Source organism: Acidovorax sp. Root70 (genome assembly GCF_001428225.1).
Classification (GTDB): domain Bacteria; phylum Pseudomonadota; class Gammaproteobacteria; order Burkholderiales; family Burkholderiaceae_C; genus Acidovorax.
Window position 1 is genome coordinate 132,823 of sequence record NZ_LMHQ01000023.1, and the last position, 19,801, is coordinate 152,623.

Annotated in this window: 18 protein-coding genes and 1 riboswitch; of the genes, 9 read left to right on the plus strand and 9 right to left on the minus strand. The window is 67.2% G+C overall.

All coding sequences use genetic code 11. The features are described from left to right. Position 1: 1 nt before the first annotated feature. Positions 2–793: a glycine zipper 2TM domain-containing protein gene (locus ASD94_RS12250; RefSeq protein WP_056643276.1), complete on the minus strand. Its 792-nt coding sequence runs from the start codon at positions 791–793 to the stop codon at positions 2–4. 322 nt (positions 794–1,115) lie between these two features. After that, the gene (locus ASD94_RS12255; protein ID WP_056643279.1) at positions 1,116–2,117 is read right to left on the minus strand and encodes a YihY/virulence factor BrkB family protein; all 1,002 of its coding nucleotides are present in this window, start codon (positions 2,115–2,117) and stop codon (positions 1,116–1,118) included. 300 nt (positions 2,118–2,417) lie between these two features. On the opposite strand from ASD94_RS12255, the gene ASD94_RS12260 reads away from it, so the two are divergent. The 4 genes from ASD94_RS12260 to ASD94_RS12275 all read left to right on the plus strand — a co-directional run bounded on the left by ASD94_RS12260 (position 2,418) and on the right by ASD94_RS12275 (position 7,171). Next, complete coding sequence (locus ASD94_RS12260; protein ID WP_056057149.1) at positions 2,418–3,191, plus strand: SDR family oxidoreductase; 774 nt, start codon at positions 2,418–2,420, stop codon at positions 3,189–3,191. 145 nt (positions 3,192–3,336) lie between these two features. Next, positions 3,337–5,028, plus strand: a complete 1,692-nt coding sequence (locus ASD94_RS12265) for a long-chain fatty acid--CoA ligase (RefSeq protein WP_056643282.1) — start codon at positions 3,337–3,339, stop codon at positions 5,026–5,028. 107 nt (positions 5,029–5,135) lie between these two features. Next, positions 5,136–6,305: a serine hydrolase gene (locus ASD94_RS12270; RefSeq protein WP_056643285.1), complete on the plus strand. Its 1,170-nt coding sequence runs from the start codon at positions 5,136–5,138 to the stop codon at positions 6,303–6,305. A 323-nt stretch (positions 6,306–6,628) separates the two neighbouring features. Next, on the plus strand, positions 6,629–7,171 hold the full coding sequence (locus ASD94_RS12275) for a shikimate kinase (RefSeq protein ID WP_056643290.1): 543 nt from the start codon (positions 6,629–6,631) through the stop codon (positions 7,169–7,171). Between the two features lie 170 nt (positions 7,172–7,341). Here the strand turns inward: ASD94_RS12275 and ASD94_RS23615 are convergent, their stop codons facing one another. Continuing rightward, on the minus strand, positions 7,342–7,833 hold the full coding sequence (locus ASD94_RS23615) for a hypothetical protein (RefSeq protein ID WP_156391416.1): 492 nt from the start codon (positions 7,831–7,833) through the stop codon (positions 7,342–7,344). Positions 7,834–8,245: 412 nt separating this feature from the next. On the opposite strand from ASD94_RS23615, the gene ASD94_RS12280 reads away from it, so the two are divergent. Then, positions 8,246–8,725, plus strand: a complete 480-nt coding sequence (locus tag ASD94_RS12280; protein WP_056643293.1) for a VOC family protein — start codon at positions 8,246–8,248, stop codon at positions 8,723–8,725. 102 nt (positions 8,726–8,827) lie between these two features. On the opposite strand, the gene ASD94_RS12285 is transcribed toward ASD94_RS12280, so the two are convergent. Further along, positions 8,828–9,751 (minus strand): LysR family transcriptional regulator, encoded by a 924-nt coding sequence (locus tag ASD94_RS12285; RefSeq protein WP_056643296.1) that lies wholly within the window; start codon positions 9,749–9,751, stop codon positions 8,828–8,830. Between the two features lie 158 nt (positions 9,752–9,909). On the opposite strand from ASD94_RS12285, the gene ASD94_RS12290 reads away from it, so the two are divergent. Beyond that, positions 9,910–10,311 carry a RidA family protein gene (locus tag ASD94_RS12290; RefSeq protein ID WP_056643299.1) on the plus strand — a complete coding sequence of 134 codons (402 nt, stop codon included), beginning with the start codon at positions 9,910–9,912 and terminating at the stop codon, positions 10,309–10,311. Between the two features lie 76 nt (positions 10,312–10,387). Here ASD94_RS12290 and metH read toward each other — a convergent pair whose 3' ends face one another. The 3 genes from metH to ASD94_RS12305 form a co-directional block, all read right to left on the minus strand. Continuing rightward, on the minus strand, positions 10,388–13,141 hold the full coding sequence (gene metH, locus ASD94_RS12295; protein ID WP_255357444.1) for a methionine synthase: 2,754 nt from the start codon (positions 13,139–13,141) through the stop codon (positions 10,388–10,390). Between the two features lie 20 nt (positions 13,142–13,161). After that, a riboswitch (S-adenosyl-L-homocysteine riboswitch) is annotated at positions 13,162–13,263 on the minus strand. A gap of 18 nt (positions 13,264–13,281) precedes the next feature. After that, on the minus strand, positions 13,282–14,040 hold the full coding sequence (locus ASD94_RS12300; protein WP_056643302.1) for a hypothetical protein: 759 nt from the start codon (positions 14,038–14,040) through the stop codon (positions 13,282–13,284). A gap of 88 nt (positions 14,041–14,128) precedes the next feature. Beyond that, positions 14,129–14,584, minus strand: a complete 456-nt coding sequence (locus tag ASD94_RS12305) for a PACE efflux transporter (RefSeq protein ID WP_056643304.1) — start codon at positions 14,582–14,584, stop codon at positions 14,129–14,131. A 74-nt stretch (positions 14,585–14,658) separates the two neighbouring features. On the opposite strand from ASD94_RS12305, the gene ASD94_RS12310 reads away from it, so the two are divergent. Then, complete coding sequence (locus ASD94_RS12310; RefSeq protein WP_056643307.1) at positions 14,659–15,600, plus strand: LysR family transcriptional regulator; 942 nt, start codon at positions 14,659–14,661, stop codon at positions 15,598–15,600. Positions 15,601–15,633: 33 nt separating this feature from the next. Here ASD94_RS12310 and ASD94_RS12315 read toward each other — a convergent pair whose 3' ends face one another. Then, positions 15,634–16,470 carry an MBL fold metallo-hydrolase gene (locus ASD94_RS12315; protein ID WP_056643310.1) on the minus strand — a complete coding sequence of 279 codons (837 nt, stop codon included), beginning with the start codon at positions 16,468–16,470 and terminating at the stop codon, positions 15,634–15,636. A 98-nt stretch (positions 16,471–16,568) separates the two neighbouring features. Here ASD94_RS12315 and ASD94_RS12320 point away from each other — a divergent pair, with 98 nt between their 5' ends. Together ASD94_RS12320 and ASD94_RS12325 are read left to right on the plus strand one after the other, a co-directional pair. Next, positions 16,569–17,558 (plus strand): GlxA family transcriptional regulator, encoded by a 990-nt coding sequence (locus tag ASD94_RS12320; RefSeq protein ID WP_056643313.1) that lies wholly within the window; start codon positions 16,569–16,571, stop codon positions 17,556–17,558. A 150-nt stretch (positions 17,559–17,708) separates the two neighbouring features. Next, the gene (locus ASD94_RS12325; protein ID WP_056643316.1) at positions 17,709–18,620 is read left to right on the plus strand and encodes a PPK2 family polyphosphate kinase; all 912 of its coding nucleotides are present in this window, start codon (positions 17,709–17,711) and stop codon (positions 18,618–18,620) included. 60 nt (positions 18,621–18,680) lie between these two features. Here the strand turns inward: ASD94_RS12325 and ASD94_RS12330 are convergent, their stop codons facing one another. Next, positions 18,681–19,790: a zinc ribbon domain-containing protein gene (locus ASD94_RS12330; RefSeq protein WP_056643319.1), complete on the minus strand. Its 1,110-nt coding sequence runs from the start codon at positions 19,788–19,790 to the stop codon at positions 18,681–18,683. Positions 19,791–19,801: the final 11 nt, after the last annotated feature.

Consider the following 19,801-nt stretch of genomic DNA (forward strand, 5'->3'; position numbering starts at 1 on the left):
CTCAGTAAGTGTCAGACACCCGCGCCGCGCCCGGCTGAGGCTGCGGCTGGCCATAGGGGTCTGCAGCGCGCGCCTGGCCCCCCTGGTCCACACGGAAGCCCTTGCCTTGCAGCACGACGGGCGTGCCCACCGCCGTGGGCTCGGCGCGCTGGAAATGGCGCAGCGAACCGTCTTCCATGCGCACGGCGATCTGGTACACCGTGTGGGTGCGGCTGCGCTCCTCGACCTTGTGGCCCACGTAACCGCCGCCCACGGCACCCAGCACGGTGGCGGCGGTGCGGCCGCTGCCCTTGCCGATCTGGTTGCCCACCACCGCGCCCAGCACGCCACCGGCTACAGCACCCACGCCTGTGGCAGGGGCAGCCTGTTGAACGGCCTGCACCGACTCGACACGGCCGCAGCTTTGGCACAGGGGCGCCGCTGCACGCACGGGCTGCGCCACACCTCCGGGGGCCATGCTGCCCGCCATGTCACCGGATCGGCCTGCGCTGCCACCCGCCTGCGGACGGTAGTTTGCTCCGCTATTCATAGCACCCTGACCAGATGCAACCGGCACTTGCGCCCGTTTTTCATCAATGATCTGGGATTCGGGCGTGCGGGGGGTGGCGGCCAGAGTGGCGGGAGATGCCGCATCGGCCGCCGAGGGCGTGCGGTTTTGCATCACCAGAGTGGCGCCCAGGGCCAGCACGCTCACGCCCAGCACGCCAATGGCCGCCCACATCCATTTCATGGCCGAACCGGCAGGGGCTGCGGCGGTTGCGGGCGGGGTGGGAGTAGAAACCGTCAGGTTCATGGTCATTTCCTTGTGCAATGTGGTAGGAGGTGTCCGCAGGGCGGCGGGTGCGCGAGGAGGCTCGATGCGCCTGCCGGGGCGGGGGGCCGTGGTCGTTCAACGGGCCGGATGGTGCAAAGGTACACAGCCACAGGCACTGCGGTGCGGCCGCTTTGTAAGCGACCGTAAGCAGCGGTAAGCCGCCTATGGCTAACTTTGGCTCGCAGGGCCCCGAGCAATGGGCCCACTTGCATCGCAGGCCAGCGCCCGGGACACGGCCCGCGCCGCCAGCGGGGCCACGGCAATGCCCTGTGTTCCATGCAAAACCCACTGTTGCCAACATTTACAGCCCCTGCGCCCGCGCACGGGCCAATGCCGCCCACCGCGCCAGCGCCGCCGGGCGGCGGGGGCCCGAGTGCAGGGCATCCTCCAGGGCCTGGGCGCAACTGGCAGAAAACAGCAGGATGGCCGACGAAAAGTAGATCCACATCAGCAGCACCACCAGCGAGCCCGCCGCGCCGTAGGCCGACACCACGGCGGCGGTGGACAGGTACCAGGCCAGCAGCTGCTTGCCCACCGTGAACAGCGTGGCGCCCACCACGGCGCCCATCACCAGGTAGCGCAGCGACGGCTTGGGGCCCGCGCCGATGCGCATGAGCCCCACAAACAGCGCCACGGCCAGCCCGAAGGCAATGGCTTCGTTGACCAGCTGCAGCAGCGGCGCCAGGGGTGCCAATGCGGGCAGATGGGCTGTGGCCAAGCGCTGCCCGGCCCAGCCCGCCAGCAGGTGGATCAAGGTGGACAGCGCCAGCGACACCAGCAGCAAGAACCCCAACGCCAGCACATAAGCCAGCCCCCGCAGCCGCAGCGACGCCATGCGCCACCACGCGGCGCGCAGGGGCGGCGTGTAGCCCTCCTTGCGCCACAGCCGCTCCAGCGCGGACTGCAGCTCCACAAACACCCCGGTGGCCCCCGAGACCAGGACCCCAAAACCGATGATCGATGCCAGCCGCCCCTCTGAAGGCGCCCGGGCGCTGGTCAGGGCCTGGCGCACCACATCGGCCACCTGCTGGCCCATCACCGACTGCACCTGGGCGACCAGGCTGCTCTCCAGGTAGCTACGGTCCACCCACCAGCCCAGCACGCCCACCAGCAAGAGCAGCAGGGGCGCCAGGCTCAGCATGCCGTAGAACGACATGGCCGCGCTCATGCGCAGCCCGTCGGCGTCCAACCACATCTGCGCGGCGCGCCAGAACGGCTGCACCAAGCGCCACAGCGGCTGCAAGGGCTGGGCCATGCGGGCAAGCCAGGGGGTTGTCGCTAGGGGCGGGGAAGACTCGTTCATCCCCGCGAGCCTAGGGCCATGGCGCTCATCCGTCCATCCGCCGTGGCCGCAAGCGGGGGTAGGCGCCATCCCACACCCGGCGAGAAAAGCGGCAGCGCCCAGAGTTTCAAAGGTGACAGCGCCGGTTTTACACCGGGCGGGTGCGGGGCTAGCATGAAGCGCTGACCAATCGACCTGCACGGCGGCCACCGCCGCCTTCCCCGCCCCCCTTCACCCCACCCGGCGCGCCACGAGCCACCGGGACCCGGGATCGGGCATTCATTCACCTTCACCCTCTCTCTGCACGAAAGCGTTTTCTCCATGAGCGTCAAGCAACTCTTCGATCTCACCGGCCAGGTCGCCCTGGTCACCGGCGGCTCGCGCGGCCTGGGCCTGCAGATGGCCGAAGCCCTGGGCGAAATGGGCGCCAAACTCGCCATCACCGCGCGCAAGGCCGATGAGCTGGCCGAGGCCAAAAAGCACCTGGAAGGCATGGGCTACGAGGTGCTGACCGTGGTGAACGACCTGCAAAAGACCGAGGACATCCCCGGCCTGGTGGACCAGGTGGTCGAACGCTTTGGCACCATCGACATTTTGGTCAACAACGCGGGCGCCACCTGGGGCGCCAAGGCCGAGGACTACCCCGACGCAGCCTGGCACAAGGTGATGGACTTGAACGTGAGCGCGCCGTTCTTCCTGTCGCGCGAAGTGGGCAAGCGCTGCATGATCCCGCGCGGCAAGGGCTCGATCATCGTCACGGCCTCGGTGGCCGCGCTCAAGGGCACGCCCCCCGGCATGAACACCATTGCCTACAACACCTCCAAGGCCGCCGCGCTGCACTTTGCGCGCACGCTGGCGTCCGAATGGGGGCACTACGGCGTTCGCGTCAATGCGATCTGCCCCGGCTTCTTCCCCAGCAAGATGGCCAGCGGCCTCATCGAAAAGCTGGGCCCCGCCATGATCGAGCGCACGCCCCTGCGCCGCATTGGCGGCGAAGAGGACCTCAAGGGCGCGGTGGTGTTTCTGGCGTCCAACGCCTCGCGACACATCACGGGGGAAAGCATCGTGGTGGATGGTGGCGCCAGCTTGATTTGAGCCCCCTGAGGCGCTGCGCGCCTTCCCCCTCAGGGGGACGACGGCCTTGGCTGCGGGGCGGCCCTTGCTGGCCGTCCCTCGCCTGAGTTGCGCCCTGTTTTGCCGACCTGTACCCCGCACGAATCAACCCAGAGTTCCGTATCCCATGTCCGACCGCCACCTCGCCCACTGGCCGCCCGGCCTGTCGCGCCACCTCACGCTGCCGCAGACGCACCTGTTCCACAACGCCGAGGTGTCGGCCGCGCGCTACCCGGACAAGCCTTTTCTGGTGTTCTACGACACGCTGGTGACCTTCCGCCAGTTCCAGCAGCAGGCCGAGCACATCGCAGGCTTCTTGCAGCAGGTGTGTGGCGTGAAGGCGGGCGACCGGGTGCTGCTGTACATGCAGAACAGCCCGCAGTGGATTCTGGCGTTCTACGGCATCCTGCGCGCCAATGCGGTGGTGGTGCCGGTGAACCCCATGAACCGCACCGACGAGCTTCGCCACTACGTGCACGACAGCGGCGCCACCGTGGCCTTTGTGCCGCAGGACCTGCACGCGCAGGCGCAGCCGCTGGTGGATGCTGCTGGGAGCGAAGGCAAGCTGAAGCACCTGATCGTGGCCGCCTACAGCGACTACCTGCAGGTGCCCACCGACCTGCCCGTGCCTGCTTTCGTCAGCGCACCGCGCCAGGCGATTGATGCCCCCGGCGTCACGCTGTGGAGCGACATGCTGGCGCAGCAGCGCTCCCCCGGCCCCATCACCACCGGACCCGACGACCTGTGCGTGATGCCCTACACCTCGGGCACCACGGGCCACCCCAAGGGCTGCATGCACACGCACCGCAGCGCCATGAGCACGCTGGTGGGCGGAGTGCAGTGGTTTGCGCGCACGCAGGATTCGACCTACCTCACGGTGCTGCCGCTGTTCCACGTCACCGGCCTGTCGGGCAGCATGAACGGGCCGCTGTTTGTGGGCGCCACCGTGGTCGTGCTGCCGCGCTGGGACCGTGACGCGGCTGCCCAGCTCATCCAGCGCTACCAGGTCACGATCTGGCAGGCCATCTCGACCATGGTGGTGGACTTTCTGGCCAACCCGCGCATCGCCGACTACGACATCAGCAGCATCCAGGCCATACGCGGCGGCGGCGCGGCCATGCCCAAGGCCGTGGCGCAGCAGCTGAAGGACCTGACCGGGCTCGACTATGTGGAGGGCTACGGCATGTCTGAAACCATGGCCGCTACCCACATCAACCCGCCGCACCGCCCTAAGCCGCAGTGCCTGGGCATCCCGGTGTTCGACGTGGATGCGCGCGTGGTGGACCCGGCCACGTTCGCCGAACTGCCCCCGGGCGAGATTGGCGAGATCGTGGTGCACGGCCCGCAGGTCATGCGGGGCTACTGGAACAACCCGCAGGCCTCGGCCGACAGCTTTGTGACGCTGGATGGCAAGCGCTTTCTGCGCACCGGCGACCTGGCGCAGGTGGATGAGGACGGCTACTTCTTCATGGTGGACCGGCTCAAGCGCATGATCAATGCGTCGGGCTTCAAAGTCTGGCCCGCCGAGGTGGAGGCCATGATGTACGCCCACCCCTCGATCCAGGAGGTGTGTGTGATCGCCGCGCACGACGAGCGCCGGGGCGAGACGGTGAAGGCGCTGGTCGTGCTGCGCGACGCCTTCAAGGGCCAGGTGAGCGAGCAGTCCATCATCGACTGGAGCCACGAACACATGGCCGCCTACAAAAGCCCGCGCATCGTGCAGCTGGTGGACAGCCTGCCCAAGTCCGGCACGGGCAAGGTGCAATGGCGCGAGCTGCAAGAGCAGGAACGCAGCCGCGCGGCCAATGCGACGCCCTGAAACCCGCATTCAAGGTCTGCCAGATTTGCTCTGTTTTTGATAGCTGCCAGCGTAATTTGCACTAGCGCTACCGGCCAAAATTACCTCAAAACCCACTTCCACCCGCCATGAACCCCACCGCCCTCGCCCGCCTGCGCTCCGTGCTGCAAACCCATGTGGACCAGGGCCTGCTGCCCGGTGCCGTGGCCCTCATCCACCACCGGGGCCACACGGTGCTGCACACGGCGGTGGGCCACCAGCGCCCGCCCAGCGCCGAATCGGCGGTGCCCGCCATGGCGCCCGACACGGTGTTCCGCATCTATTCCATGACCAAGCCCATCGCCTCGCTGGTGGCGATGATGCTCATGGAAGAAGGCCGCCTGCTGCTGTCGCACCCCGTGGCGCACTACCTGCCCGCCTTTGCCGGCCAGCGCGTATACGACGAAGCCACCGGCACCACCGCCCCCGTGCAGCGCGAGGCCACGGTGCACGACCTGCTGCGCCACACCGCCGGCCTGAGCTACGCATGGGAGGCCGGCACCGTGCCCGACGCCTACCGCGCCGCCCGCATTGGCTCGCGCCGCCACAGCAACGCCGATCTGGTCGCGGCGCTGGGGCCCTTGCCCCTGGTCCACCCGCCCGGCACCTGCTGGGAATACAGCCGCGCCACCGACGTGCTGGGTGCGGTGCTGGAGGTGATCGAGGGCGAAAGCCTGGGCGCCCTCCTGCAGCGCCGTGTGTTTGGCCCACTGGGTATGCACGACACGGGCTTTTCGGTACCGGCCGCGCAGCAGCACCGCCTGGCCGAAGCCTTTGAGCGCGACCCGCAAACCGGCCTTGGCATGCCGCTGATTGAGGTGACCGCGCCGCCCGTGTTCGAGTCGGCCGGTGGCGGGCTGGTGTCCACCGCCAGCGACTACGCGCGCTTCTTGCAGCTCATGCTGGGCCGGGGCACCGCCCCCGGGCCCGACGGCCCCAACGGCCTTGGCGCCCCTGTTCGCCTGCTGGGCCGCGCCACGGTGGACTTCATGACCGCCGACCACCTGGGCAGCCTGCCCGTGGCGGGCGACATCCTGCCCACCGGCTACGGCTTTGGCCTGGGCGTGGCCGTGCGCACCGCCACGGGCCAGGCCACCCGCCCCGGATCGGCCGGGCACTACAGCTGGAGCGGCCTGGGCGGCACCTTCTTTTTTGTGGACCCGGCAGAAGACCTGTTCGCCATCCTGCTCACGCAGGCGCCCGGCCAGCTGCGGTATCTGTGCGAGCTGTATCCGGCGTTGGTGTACGCAGCACTGTGATTCGGACACCGCCCTGAGGAGCTTCGCGCCACGGGGCTGCCCCCAGAGGCGGCAGCTCTTCAGGCCGTCCAAGCCTGCGCAGGCAGGCTCGGAGCCGCGGCCCTCAGCCCCCGCTCTCGCGCTGCGCGCGGGCAGGGGGACGACGCCCTCGCTGCGGTGCGGCCCTTGCTCGGCGTCCACTGGTCTGGGTCGCGCCAGTTGCGAAGGGCGTGCCGGACATGCGGTGCGCGGGGGCAGGCTTACACTCGGCCTCCAGTCACGGCACGCGACACAGCTCCACCCGCAGTGCGCAAGCCCGTCCCCCAGACCTCTTTCTTGAACCTATGCAGATTCGCTGCGCACTGGTCGGCATGCCCGGCTCGGGCAAATCCACCGTCGGCCGGCAACTAGCCCACCGGGCGGGCGTGCCCTTCATCGACCTGGACCACCGGCTGGAACAGACCCTGGGCACCACCATCCGCAGCTTCTTCGAGGCCGAAGGCGAAGCCCGCTTCCGCGACATCGAGGCCCAGGTGCTGGCCGACGTGGCCCGCCAGCCCGGCGGCATGGTTCTGTCCACCGGCGGCGGCGCTGTGCTGCGCCCCGAGAACCGCGAGGTGCTGCGCCAGTTCGGCAACGTGCTGTACCTGCGCGCATCGCCCGAAGAAATCTACAAACGCGTCAAACACGACAAGACCCGCCCCCTGCTGCAAGGCGGCAACCCCATGGACAAGCTGCGCGACCTTTACGCCCAGCGCGACCACCTGTACCGCGAGACGGCCCACTACGTGATCGAGACCGGGCGGCCGTCCGTGCACACGCTGGTCAACATGGTGATGATGCAGTTGGAAATGGCGGAGAGTGCGGGTGGGGCGGGGTCGCACTGAAGGACAAGGCAGTGCGGGGTCCGGGCGCGGTAAAAGGCTTATTGATTCAGACAACCAACGGCAGATAACGGCCAGAAGCAGTCCTTACTGGCTTTTCACAGCGGACGCTCAACGTTTGAGTGAGGCCGATTGACTGGCGGAACTGCCAGGGACTTCTGTGCGCTAACCGGCTAGACCGAATTCGCGTGCCCAAACTGGCTGCTTGCTCGCCGACCGCTATACAGCATCACGTTCCCTGCTTCGAGTGAAACGAAAAATTCTGCTTGCCGAAAGGTAAAACGTTTCCACGGCACAACCACACCCGCTTCAGGGTTCTCAAAGTACGAGTCCGAAAGCGCTTCGAGCACGCAGCGTCCGGTGATACCGCATGGGAGCCCGTGCATGGAATCATCCTCTTCGCTCCTCGTCAACAAACCTTCAACCCGCAAGCACCGCACATCCGAAAACTCAAACACGACATCTGCCCTAACCTTTCCAGCTGAACCCCAGCTTTCGGGGAGCTTGGTAGGCAACTGCATGAACTGGCCTGCAATTGCCACATGATTGAAGTGCGCGCGCCACGCATTAGGAGCAAACGAATCCAAGGAAGGCGCCTCGCCTCCGTATGGACCCAGGATTGCCTTTGGCTCAACAAGAAGCGATACCCAAGCGCCAGAACTCATGCTTTGCACATCCAACGGTTTAGCGCGATACACCACGCAGAATCTGCGGGGCAAAGTGAATCTTGCGGGATACTCTGGACACTTATTTCTCCTAGTGGTGACTTGCTGTCTGGGTTTCAGGCTTAGGGCGTTTTAGATGACCAAGTACAAAAATTCCGAGAAACTTAGCTAGCGTTGTCCGAATAAGCTACAGCTTAGCTGCCGGTAAGTACAGCGCTCCCGAACCATACAGCGCCTTATCCTATCAACTTGTTTTTGGATCAATGACCGCTTTGGGGAACTGGATTGATCAGCCACTTCGGGCACATTCCAGCAGAATCACAAAGGTTCAAGCGGCACCGCACAAACTGCCTGAGTCACGGCTCCACCCTGCTCGACCCCAGCATCCTCCGACCCTCAACAGGAGTACCTCATGCCCCCCAAAGCCACCCTCTGCCTCTGGTTCAACGGCACGGCGCTAGAGGCGGCGACGTTCTACGCGGCCACCTTTCCCGACAGCGCCGTGGGGCGGGTGATGCATGCGCCCGGCGACTACCCCGCAGGGCACCAGGGCGATGTGCTGACGGTGGAGTTCACGGTGCTGGGGATCCCGTGCCTGGGGCTGAACGGCGGTCCGGCCTTTACGCACAGCGAGGCGTTCTCGTTTCAGGTGGCGACAGAGGACCAAGCCGAGACCGACCGGCTGTGGAACGCGATTGTGGGCAACGGCGGGCAGGAGAGCGCTTGCGGCTGGTGCAAGGACCGGTGGGGCTTGTCGTGGCAGATCACGCCACGGGTGTTGACCCAGGCCATCAACGACCCCGACCGCGCAGCGGCCAAGCGGGCCTTTGACGCGATGATGGGCATGCGCAAGATTGATGTGGCGGCGATTGAGGCGGCGTGGCGCGGATGAGGGGGTCGCAGGTTTTTGCACTTTGCCCAGTGCATTTTTCTGACTCAAAACACTGCCTTGCGCCTGTCCAGTAATCTTTGTCTGCTATCTATTCAATAGCATTTACCTGCCGCGCCCCACCACCGGCGCATGCCGCGCCATCAGCTCCGCCACCCAATCGATGAACACCCGCACCTTGGCGCTCACATGCCGTTGGGGTGGGTAGGCCACGTACAGCGGCATGGGCGCAAGCGCCCAGTCCTGCAGCAGGGGCACCAGCTCGCCGGTGGCCACGTGGGGGCGGGCCATGTAGTCAGGCAGCCAGAGCACGCCCAGGCCCGCGAGGCCTGCGGCCAGGTAGGCGTTGCCGTCGTCCACGGCGCAGATGTCGTGGCCCTGGGCGCGCACGTGTTCGGTGCCACGGCGCATCTCGAACGGCAGGGGCTGGCCAGTGCGTGCCCATAGAAAACCCACGGTGCGGTGGTGCGGGCCTTCCAGCGCCTGCGGGTGCTCGGGCGCGCCCGCGCGCTGCAGGTAGCTGGGGGCGGCGTACACGCGCAGTTGCAGGTCACCCACATGGCGCGCGACGAGCGCGGGGTTGGTGAGGGGGCCGCCACGCACCACGCAGTCCACGTTGTCGCCCACCATGTCCACGGGGCGGTCGCTCACGCCCATGTGCAGGAGGATGTCGGGGTACTGCGCGTGGAACGCGGGCAGCGCGGGGATGAGGACCAGGCGCGCCAGGGGGCTGGGCACATCCACCCGCAGGCGGCCCCGGGGCGCAGCGGCGGCGGTGGAAACGCTGGCGTCGGCGTCGTCCAGGTCGGCCAGCAGGCGCACCACGCGCTCGTAGTACGCGGCACCATCGGGCGTGACCTGCACGCGCCGGGTGGTGCGGTGCAGGAGCTTCACGCGCAGGCGGGCTTCGAGCTGCTGCACCAGCTGCGTGACGGTGGTGCGGCTCAGGTGCAGGGTGAGGGCGGCCTTGGTGAAGCTGCCGGATTCCACAACGCGGGCGAAGGCCTGCAGGGCGTCAAAACGGTCCATGGCATGTAGGTCGTTGGGGCATGTTGAAGCAGCGACACGCCCACCATTGTTTGGCGATCAGGAACAGTGGTGCGCAGATTAGCCTGTTTATCAGAACAACGCACGCTTCTACAGTGCCTGCATCGCAACCCTCTGCCCTGCAGAACGAAAGGATTTCCATGCCCCAACGTGATGTTGTCTTCCCTGCAGGCCGCCAGGCGCTGTACGAGCGCAACCGCTATTCGCCCGCCGTACGTGCCAACGGTTTCTTGTTTGTCTCCGGCCAGGTGGGCAGCCGCGAAGACGGCTCGCCCGAGCCCGACCTGGCCGCGCAGGTGCGCCTGGCGTTCAGCAACCTCAATGCCGTGCTGCACGCTGCGGGCTGCACGTTTGATGACGTGGTGGATGTGACGATGTTTGTGGTCAACCCCGAGGCGAACTTTGCAACCGTCTGGGGCGTCGTGCCCGAGTTCTGGGGCGAGGCGCCCTACCCCACGCTGACGGGCATCGGGGTGACCTGGCTGTATGGGTTTCAGTTCGAGATCAAGGTGATCGCAAAGCTGCCGGACAGCGAGGGCTGATGGCCCCGAGAAATTTGAATCAAATAGGCTGCTGGTGCTTTCACGACAAGCCCCAACAGCTATTTATTTCATAGCATCATAAGTTGGGTGCCAGCAACCGCTCCAGCACCTTCTCGTCCATGCCCCGGCGTTTTGCCATGTCGTGCAGCTGGTCTTCGCCGATCTTGCCAACGTTGAAATACACCGCATCGGGGTGGCCGATGTAGAAACCGCTCACGCTGGCCGCAGGCATCATGGCCAGGCTCTCCGTCAGGGTCATGCCGATCTCTGCGGCGTTGAGCACGCGGAACAGGTCGGTCTTGGCGCTGTGGTCCGGGCAGGCCGGGTAGCCAGGCGCGGGGCGGATGCCCTGGTACTTCTCGGCAATCATGTCGTCGTTACTCAGCGCTTCACCGGCAGCGTAGCCCCACAGGTCGGTGCGCACGCGGTGGTGCAGGCATTCGGCAAAGGCTTCGGCCAAGCGATCGGCCAGGCTCTTGAACATGATGGCGGAGTAGTCGTCCAGCGCGTCGATGAAGGCTTTTTCCTTCTTCTCCACACCTAGGCCCGCCGTCACCGCGAACAGGCCCGCGTAGTCGGCAATGCCGCTCTCCTTGGGCGCCACAAAGTCGGCGAGACACCGGCTGGGGCGGGTCACACCGTCGATGGTGTGCTTCTCGGCCTGCTGGCGCATGCCGTACCAGGTCATGGCGACTTCGGTGCGGGTGTCGTCGGTGTAGAACTCGATGTCGTCTTCGTTCACGCTGTTGGCGGGCAGCAGCGCCATCACGCCGCTGGCCGTGAGCCACCGGCCTTCGATAATCTTTTTCAGCATGGCCTGGCCGTCGGCAAACACGCGCGTGGCTTCCACGCCCACCACCTCGTCGGTCAGGATGGCAGGGTACGGGCCGGCCAGATCCCAGGTCTGGAAGAACGGGCCCCAGTCGATGTACTTGGCCAGCTCGGCCAGATCGAAGTTCTTGAACACGCGGCGGCCCAGCGCGCGCGGCACGGCGGGCTGGTAGGCCGACCAGTCCACGGGCGTCTTGTTGGCGCGGATCTTGGCCAAGGGCCACAGGGGCGTGGCTTTTTTGTTGGCGTGCTGGGTGCGCACCTTGTCGTAGTCGGCGTTCAGCTCGTCCACATAGTTCTGCACGCCATCGCCCAGCAGGCTTTGCGCCACGCTCACGCTGCGCGAGGCGTCGGGCACGTAGACCACGGGGCCTTCATAGTGCGGTGCGATCTTGACGGCGGTATGCACACGGCTGGTGGTGGCGCCGCCGATGAGCAGCGGGATCTTCTTGACGCGGAAGTGGTCGTCCTTCTGCATCTCGCCGGCCACGTACTGCATTTCTTCGAGGCTGGGCGTGATCAGGCCCGACAGGCCCACGATGTCCGCCCCCTCAACCTTGGCGCGCGCCAGAATCTCGTGACAGGGCACCATCACGCCCATGTTCACCACCTCGAAGTTGTTGCACTGGAGCACGACGGTGACGATGTTCTTGCCGATGTCGTGCACGTCGCCCTTGACGGTGGCAATGATGATCTTGCCCTTGGTCTTCACGTCACCGCCCGCGGCTTCGAGCTGGCGCTTTTCTTCTTCGATGTAGGGCAGCAGGTGGGCCACGGCGCTCTTCATCACGCGAGCGCTTTTCACCACCTGGGGCAAAAACATCTTGCCCGCGCCAAACAGGTCGCCCACCACGTTCATGCCGTCCATGAGCGGGCCTTCGATCACGTGCAGCGGGCGGCCGCCCTTGGCAACGATGGCTTGGTAAGCCTCTTCGGTGTCTTCGACGATGAAGTCGGTGATGCCGTGCACCAGCGCGTGGGAAAGGCGCTCGCCCACGGTCTTGGGGTGCTCGGGCGTGCCGCGCCATTCGAGCTTCTTGCTCTCGTCCTTGGCGCCGCTCTTGGCGGTTTCGGCGATTTCGACCAAGCGCTCACCCGCGTCGGGGCGGCGGTTGAGCACCACGTCTTCCACACGCTCGCGCAGCACGGGCTCCAGGTCGTCGTACACACCCACCATGCCGGCGTTGACGATGCCCATGTCCATGCCCGCCTGGATGGCGTGGTACAAAAACACGGTGTGGATGGCCTCGCGCACGGGGTCGTTGCCACGGAAGCTGAACGACACGTTGGACACACCGCCCGAGACCTTGGCGCCCGGCAGGTTCTGCTTGATCCAGCGCGTGGCCTCGATGAAATCGACCGCGTAGTTGTTGTGCTCCTCGATGCCGGTGGCCACCGCGAAGATGTTGGGGTCGAAGATGATGTCTTCGGGCGGGAAGCCCACCTCATCGACCAGCACGCGGTAGGCGCGCTCACAGATCTCGATCTTGCGGGCGTAGGTGTCGGCCTGGCCCACTTCGTCAAACGCCATCACCACGGCGGCAGCGCCGTAGCGCTTGACGAGCCGCGCCTCGTGCTTAAACTTCTCCACGCCCTCTTTCATGCTGATGGAGTTGACGATGCCCTTGCCCTGGATGCAGCGCAGTCCGGCCTCGATCACCTCCCACTTGGAGCTGTCCACCATGATGGGCACACGGGCGATGTCGGGCTCGGACGCGATGAGCTGCAGAAACCGCACCATGGCGGCCTTGCTGTCCAGCATGGCCTCGTCCATGTTGATGTCGATGACCTGCGCACCGTTTTCCACCTGCTGGCGCGCCACGGCCAGGGCCTCTTCGTACTGGCCGTTCAAGATCATGCGCGCAAACGCCTTGGAGCCGGTGACGTTGGTGCGCTCGCCGATGTTGACGAACAGCGTGCCCTCGCCAATGGAGACGGGCTCCAGGCCGGACAGCTTCATGGGGGGCAGGGACGGGGCAGACGCGGACATAGGACTCACCTGTGCAGGGGCAGCAGAAAAACAGGTGAGCGTCGTTGCGGTGGGGCTTGAATAGCTTTTGGAGTGCCCAAGCCTGACGGCTTCACCATGGCGGTGGGGCCGCTGCAACGCTCCTTGGGCAAGGGGCGGATTTTACCGGGTCAGCGCACAGGCAGGAACTGCAGGAAGGTGCCGCCCACAATGCCCTGCACATAGCTGATGGCCGCACGGCGGTACTTTTCGGTGGTGAAGGCGGCCAGCAGGTCGAGCCGCGCGATGATCTTGCCGAACTCGCGCTCGAAGCTCAGGTTGCGGCCCTGGGCGCCGATCTCGTCGGCCAGCAGCAGCGGCTGGCCCTGGGCATTGCGGCGCTGCGCGAGCAGCCACACGGCGGTCTCGACGTTGCGCGCGGCGTTGTAGAGGTGCTGGGCATCCATGCCGTCGAGCAAGAAGAACTCCGTCTTGCCGCCATGGGCGGTGATGATCATGTCGGCCGTGGCGTCAATGAAGGCCGCCACGCGGTCGCCCGCGAACTCGGGCGCCAGGGCCAGCGCCATGGCCGCGATGTCGCGGCGGCCCTGCAGCGGGGCCCAGGGCTGGCGCTGCAACACGGCGGCGCGCAGCTGCTCCAGCGCTTGCTCGCGGCTGGTGGCAGTGCCCTTGCGCCATTCGGCGGGGTTGCGGCGGTAGAGCTTGTCGGCCAGGCGCAGCAGGCCTTCCAGGTTCTCTTGCATGGCCAGGGTGGCCATGCGGTTGGCGTCGGACTGGGCCAGCTCGGCCGCATGGGTGGGCGCGCCCTTCACCTCGCCGCGCGGCGTGGGGGCGTTGCTGGCACAACCGGCCAGCACGCAGCAAGACACCGCCACACCAGCCCACCGGCCCGGCAATCCCCGCAGCAGCAATAAAAACGGCCCTCTCATGGGGCCGATTATGGGTGGCGGCTGAGCGCCCCTGCCCGTCGCCGAACGGCGGTTGACATTGTTTGAAGAAGCGTGGCCTAGGCTGTTGTTACGACGCCGCCATGGCCGATGCGGGCAGGCCGAACAGGTGGTCAAACACCCAGTTGAAGACAAAGGTGTAGCCAAGGAAGAACACGATGAGCCCCAGGTCCATCACGAACGCGTGCCACAGGCTCACGCCGAACCACCAGGCAAACAGCGGCACCAGCGTGAAGACCAGGCCGCCCTCGAACCCGATGGCGTGCGCCACGCGCCGCGCCACGCTGCGCCCGCGCACGGGCTGGCGCGCCTCCCAGCGCTCGAACGCCCAGTTGAAGACGATGTTCCAGACGATGGCAATTGCCGAGGCCGCCACCGCCACCACGCTCGAATGCCCCGCACCCTGGCCCGTGAGCAGCGCCAGACCCACCGTGGCGGCGCCAATGGCGATCAGCTCGTACAAGGTCACATAGATCAGGCGGCGCTTGACGCCTTGCAGGCCAAAAAGAGTCGGTGTCTTGTCCATGGCCGGTACTTTATATTCGCTGCACTGACACATAAAGTCAGCTTATTTCAGTTTTATTGATAGATCAAACCGCCATGGCCTTCAACTCCGACAGCGTGCAGGTGTTTCTGACGGTGCTCGACCACGGCTCGTTCTCGGCCGCCGCGCGGGCGTTGTCGCGTGTGCCGTCGGCCGTGAGCATGACCATGGCCCATCTGGAGGCCGAACTGGATGTGCAGCTGTTTGACCGCAGCGGGCGCGAGCCCCGCCCCACCGCCGCCGCCCGCGCGCTGGAGCCCCAGGCCCGGCTGCTGGCGGGGCAGCTGCAGCAGCTCAACGCCCAGGCCTTGGCGCTGACCCAGGGGCTGGAGGAGCGGCTCACGCTGGCCATTGCGCCCGAGCTGCTGGCCGCGCGCTGGACGGAGGCGCTGGCGGCACTGGCACAAGAGCACCCGCTGCTGCAGATCGAGGTGCTGGCCGCGCCGCAGGTGGATGCGCTGGCACTGCTGCACAGCGGCCGCGCGCAGCTGGCGCTGGTGTTTGAGCGGCCCAGCATCGACGGGCGCGAGGGCTTTCAGGAAGTGGGCACCGAAACCCTGGTGGCGGTGATGGCGCCACAGCACCCGGTGCTGGTGGCCGCCCGCACTGCGGCCCAGGCGCGCGGCGCCCCGCCTGAAGACGCCATGCTGCGCGAGGAACACCTGACCACCACACGCCAGATCGTGGTCGCAAGCCGCGACCTGGCACAGACCGACCCGCGCTTTGTGTTTGCCCGCCACCACTGGCGCACCGACAACCACCTGGCCGCGCTGGGCCTCATCGAAGCCGGGATGGGCTGGGGCTGGCAGCCGCGCGCGCTGGTGCAGTCGCGCATCGAGGCGGGGCGGCTGGTGGAGATGCCGTTCGAGAATCTGAGCAACGGCGCCGCGCTGTGGGTGGACGTGGTGTGGTCCAAGGAGCGGCCGCTGGGCCTGGGCGCTGCGCGGTTTGTGGCGCTGATGCGGGACCAGCGCGCGTTGGAGGTCGAGCTGGCGTGAGTTACGGCCTTTTTGGGCGGTAGCGCCAGTCGATCATGCCTCTGCAGCTACTGAATTCATAGCATTGCTTTTGACGGTGGGCCAGGGGTAGTGCCGACTCTCGCCGTCCTCGGGCACCCACAGGCGGTGCGCCCACCCGCCGCGCTGCGCCAGGGCGCGCACCTGGGCGCGGGTGGTGGGGCAGTGGTCCAGGGCCTCCAGGTGGTTGACCACCACCGCGCCGGTCGTCAGCGCGGCGGCCTGCGCGACCTCCGCAGCATCCATCAAGATATCCGCGCCCAGGTCGAACTGGGCGCCACCGGCGGGCAGCACGGCCACATCGGGCCGCAGGTGCTGCAGGCAGTCGCGCACTGGGGGCGTCAGCACGGTATCGCCTGCCAGGTACACGCTGGGCTCGCCCGGCAGCTCCAGCAGGTAGCCGTGGCCATGCTCCATGAAGCGCGCCACCCAGCCCCGGCCGTGGGTGCAGGCCACGGGCGTGACCTGCCCGCCCAGCGCAAAAGGCTGGCGGCCCTCGCCCGCCAGCGGCAGCACCTGCAGGCCACGCTGCGCCAGGTAGGCGGCGTCGTGCGGCATGCAGAGGACGGGAATCTGGCGCTCGCGCAGAAACTGCTTGCCCGCGCGGTCCAGGTGGTCAAAGTGCCCACGCTGGCAATGGGTGATGAGCGCATGGGTCACGCGCTGCAGCGCCGCGTCGGCCTCGGGGGGCAAGTCCACCAGCGGGTTGCGCTGGCGCCGGGTGCCCAGGTAGCGCAGCGCAGGCAGGCTGCCCCGGGGCGCGAGCATGGGGTCCACCAGCAGGCCGACAGGGCGGCCCGCGTGCGGGAACTCCAGCAGAACGGTGGCGTTGCGCAATTGGGTGATGAGCATGGGGTGCTTTCAGTGGGAGGAGGTGCTGCCATTGTTGAAAAGCAGGCCTTCCGCGAAAATGGCGCAGATTGACAATTTCTTGCGCCTTTGTGCCACTCATGGTTTCTCCAACATCCGTACCCCAGCCGCCCCTGCGCGTGGCACTGCTGCTCTACCCGGGCTGCATGCCCGCCGGCCTGTTTGCGGCGGCAGACATGGCACGCGCCGCCAACCTGCGTGCGCAGGCCAGCGTGATGGACATCTGCTGGGCGGGGGTGGACCTGTTGCCCGTGCCCACCTGGCAGGGCCCCCCGCTGGCCCCCACCGTGGCGCTGCAGCAGGCAGAGGCCGATGTGGTGCTGGCGCCGGGCCTGTGGCTCTCGTCGGCCGACCAGCTGCAAGGGCCGCTGCAGCAGCTGGCCCCGGTGGTGCAGGCCTTGCGCGCGCTGCCCCGGCGCACGCAGGTGTGGAGCTACTGCGCGGGCGTGGTGCTGGCGGCCGCCAGCGGGCGGCTGCGCGGCCAGGGGGCTACGGCCACCTGGTGGTTGCGTGCCGCGCTGGAGCAGCAGTTCGCGCAGGTGGACTGGCGCTTTGACGAGCCGCTGGTGGCCGGCCCCACCGCCACCACGGCCGCCGGGGCCAATGGCTACCTGCCGCTGATGCTGCACGCGCTGGCCGCTCGCCTGTCACCCCAGGCGCTGACCGACCTGCAGGAGCTGCTGATGCTGCCCCGCCCCCGCACGGCGCACCCGGCATTTGCCGGGCATGACCTGATGACGCTGGCAGACGCCGACCTGCGCCGCGCCATGCTGTGGGTGCAGCGCAGCCCCGCCGCCGATCTGCGGCTGCCCGCGCTGGCCCAGGCGCTGGGCCTCTCGCCCCGCACACTGGCGCGGCGAGTGCAGGCCCACACGGGCCTGACGGCGGCCCTGTGGATGCGCCGCATCAAGCTGCGCCAGGCCAGCGAGGCGCTGTGCGACACGCCGCTGCCGCTCAAGCGCATTGCCGAAGACCTGGGCTTTGCCAGCGAAGCCGGACTGCACCGCGCGTTCCGCCAGGCCACAGGGCAGACGCCGCTGGCCTACCGCATGGCGCATGGCGCGCGCTGAGCGGCCCGTGCGGCCAGTTTCAAGCCCAATCAGCCTCAAGCGCTAGTGAATCATGCGCAAATAGCTATCACTTTAGTAGCATCCCATTTTCGCAAGAAAGGAAAACCACGCCCACGCTGCTGGCGTACGATGGCCCATCGAGGAGCCCGCATGAACCACCCGTTTCACAGCAGCAACAAAGACGTGGCCCAGCGCTGGTCGCAATGGCAGCCGGACGCCCTGCAGCATGACGACGACCCGCAGCCCGATGGCCGGCCCGAGCGGCGCAAGGCGGGCAAGCACAGTCGCACGGTGTCGCTGAAGGACTTTGATCCGTCGGCCAAACCGTTTTCGCTGGGCGACAAGCTCAAGGACAAGACCGTCACCGAGTCACTCGCGCAGGAGCTGGACACGCTGCAGAACCTGTTTTACGCCGACAAACGCTACAAGCTGCTGGTGGTGCTGCAAGGCACCGACACAGCCGGCAAGGACGGCACGATCCGGGGCGTGTTTGGCCGCATGAGCGCGCTGGGCGTGCACACCGTGGGCTGGAAGGCGCCCACCGAGGCCGAGCTGGCGCACGACTACCTTTGGCGCATTCACCAGCAAGTGCCGCAGGCGGGTGAGATCACGGTATTCAACCGCAGCCACTACGAGGACGTGCTGGTGCCCGTGGTGAATGGCTGGATCACGCCCGAGCAGCACCAGCAGCGCCTGGCGCACATCAACGACTTCGAGCGCATGCTCAGCGAGACTGGCACCGTCGTGCTCAAGTTCATGCTGCACATCAGCGCCGACGAGCAGCGCGAACGCCTGCAGGAGCGCCTGGACGACCCGACCAAGCACTGGAAGTTTTCGATGGGCGACATCGAGGCCCGCAAGCAGTGGAGCCAGTACCAGAAGGCCTATGAGATGCTGCTGGCCGCCACGCACACGCCCTGGGCGCCGTGGACCATCGTGCCCGCCAACTCCAAGACCCACCGCAACCTGATGATCGCCACGCTGGTGCGCGAGGTGCTCACCGGCCTGGACCTGCGCTACCCGCCGGGCGACCCGGCGCTGCAGCAGATACGCATCGAATAGCCCAGCCCCGCACGCTGCCCGCGCGGGGGATCGGCGGGCCGGGCAGGCCGGGCGCTGGGCTTACTGCAGCTTGTGGCCGCAGTGCTCGCAAAAACGGTCGTCCGCGTGCACCACGCCCGCGCATTGGGGGCAACGGTTGCCCGGGTGCGCGGCCACGGCGGCGCTGGTGGCGCCAGCAGCAGCGGCGGCGACCACGGGTGCAGCAGCGGGGGCCACCGGAGTCTGCGCCTTGTCCTTGAGCTCGGCCACACGGGCGTTGACGTCGTTCAGCGCGGAGTCGGTGGACGAGCGGATGGTGCTCCGGTCCACCTTGTCCGAGAACTCGCACCAGGTGAGCACGCCCACCATCAGCGGCAGCAAGAACACGAAGGCCGACGCGGTGACAAACACCAGCACGTACCCGATGCCCGCGCCCACCCAGTGGCTGCTGCCGTAGCCCCCCACCAGTGCATCCCAGTCCAGCCCCATGCCCGTTCCGATGATGGGTGCCGCCATGCCCCCCACGATGGCGCTGGAGACGCCGACCAGGCCGAACACCAGGGCCGCAAAAATGCCCGACAGCAGCAGGCCGCCGATGATCTTGCCGATGGCCGCAAACGGGTGGTTGCGGGTGATGCCCCAGGTGATGGACAACGCGTGCATCACCCGCTCGCCATCCCAGATCGCAGGGCCCACGATGGACACGGCCACGTAGTACCCCAGCAGCGCCAGCGCCACCGTGAGCACCAGCAGCGGCACCGCCACCACCAGCAGCACGGGGCCGATGCCTGGCAGCTTGCACACCAGCAGCACCAGCGCCACGCCCAGCAGCACTGCGCCGTACAGCAGCAGCATCAACAGCCCGGCGCCCAGCAGCTTGGGCAGGCTGAACAGGCCCGCCACGCAGTAGCTCAGCACGCCCCGGTAGGGGCGGCCGCGCGCCAGGTCGGTGAGGCACACCCCGGCACCGCTGGTGCCCGCAATCACGAGCACCAGGGCCAGCAACCCCAGCAGCACGGGGAAGACGATGGACACATGGCCCACCATGCTGCCCAGAGCGGCCAGCAGCGCTGCGGCGAGGTAGGACGCGCCCATCACAGCCACGGCCTGCCAGCAGGTCAGCGCCTCGGGCAGGCGGAAGATCGAATACGGGTGGTCATCGCTGGGCAGAAATCGCTGGGGGTGGTTCATGTGGGGATCCC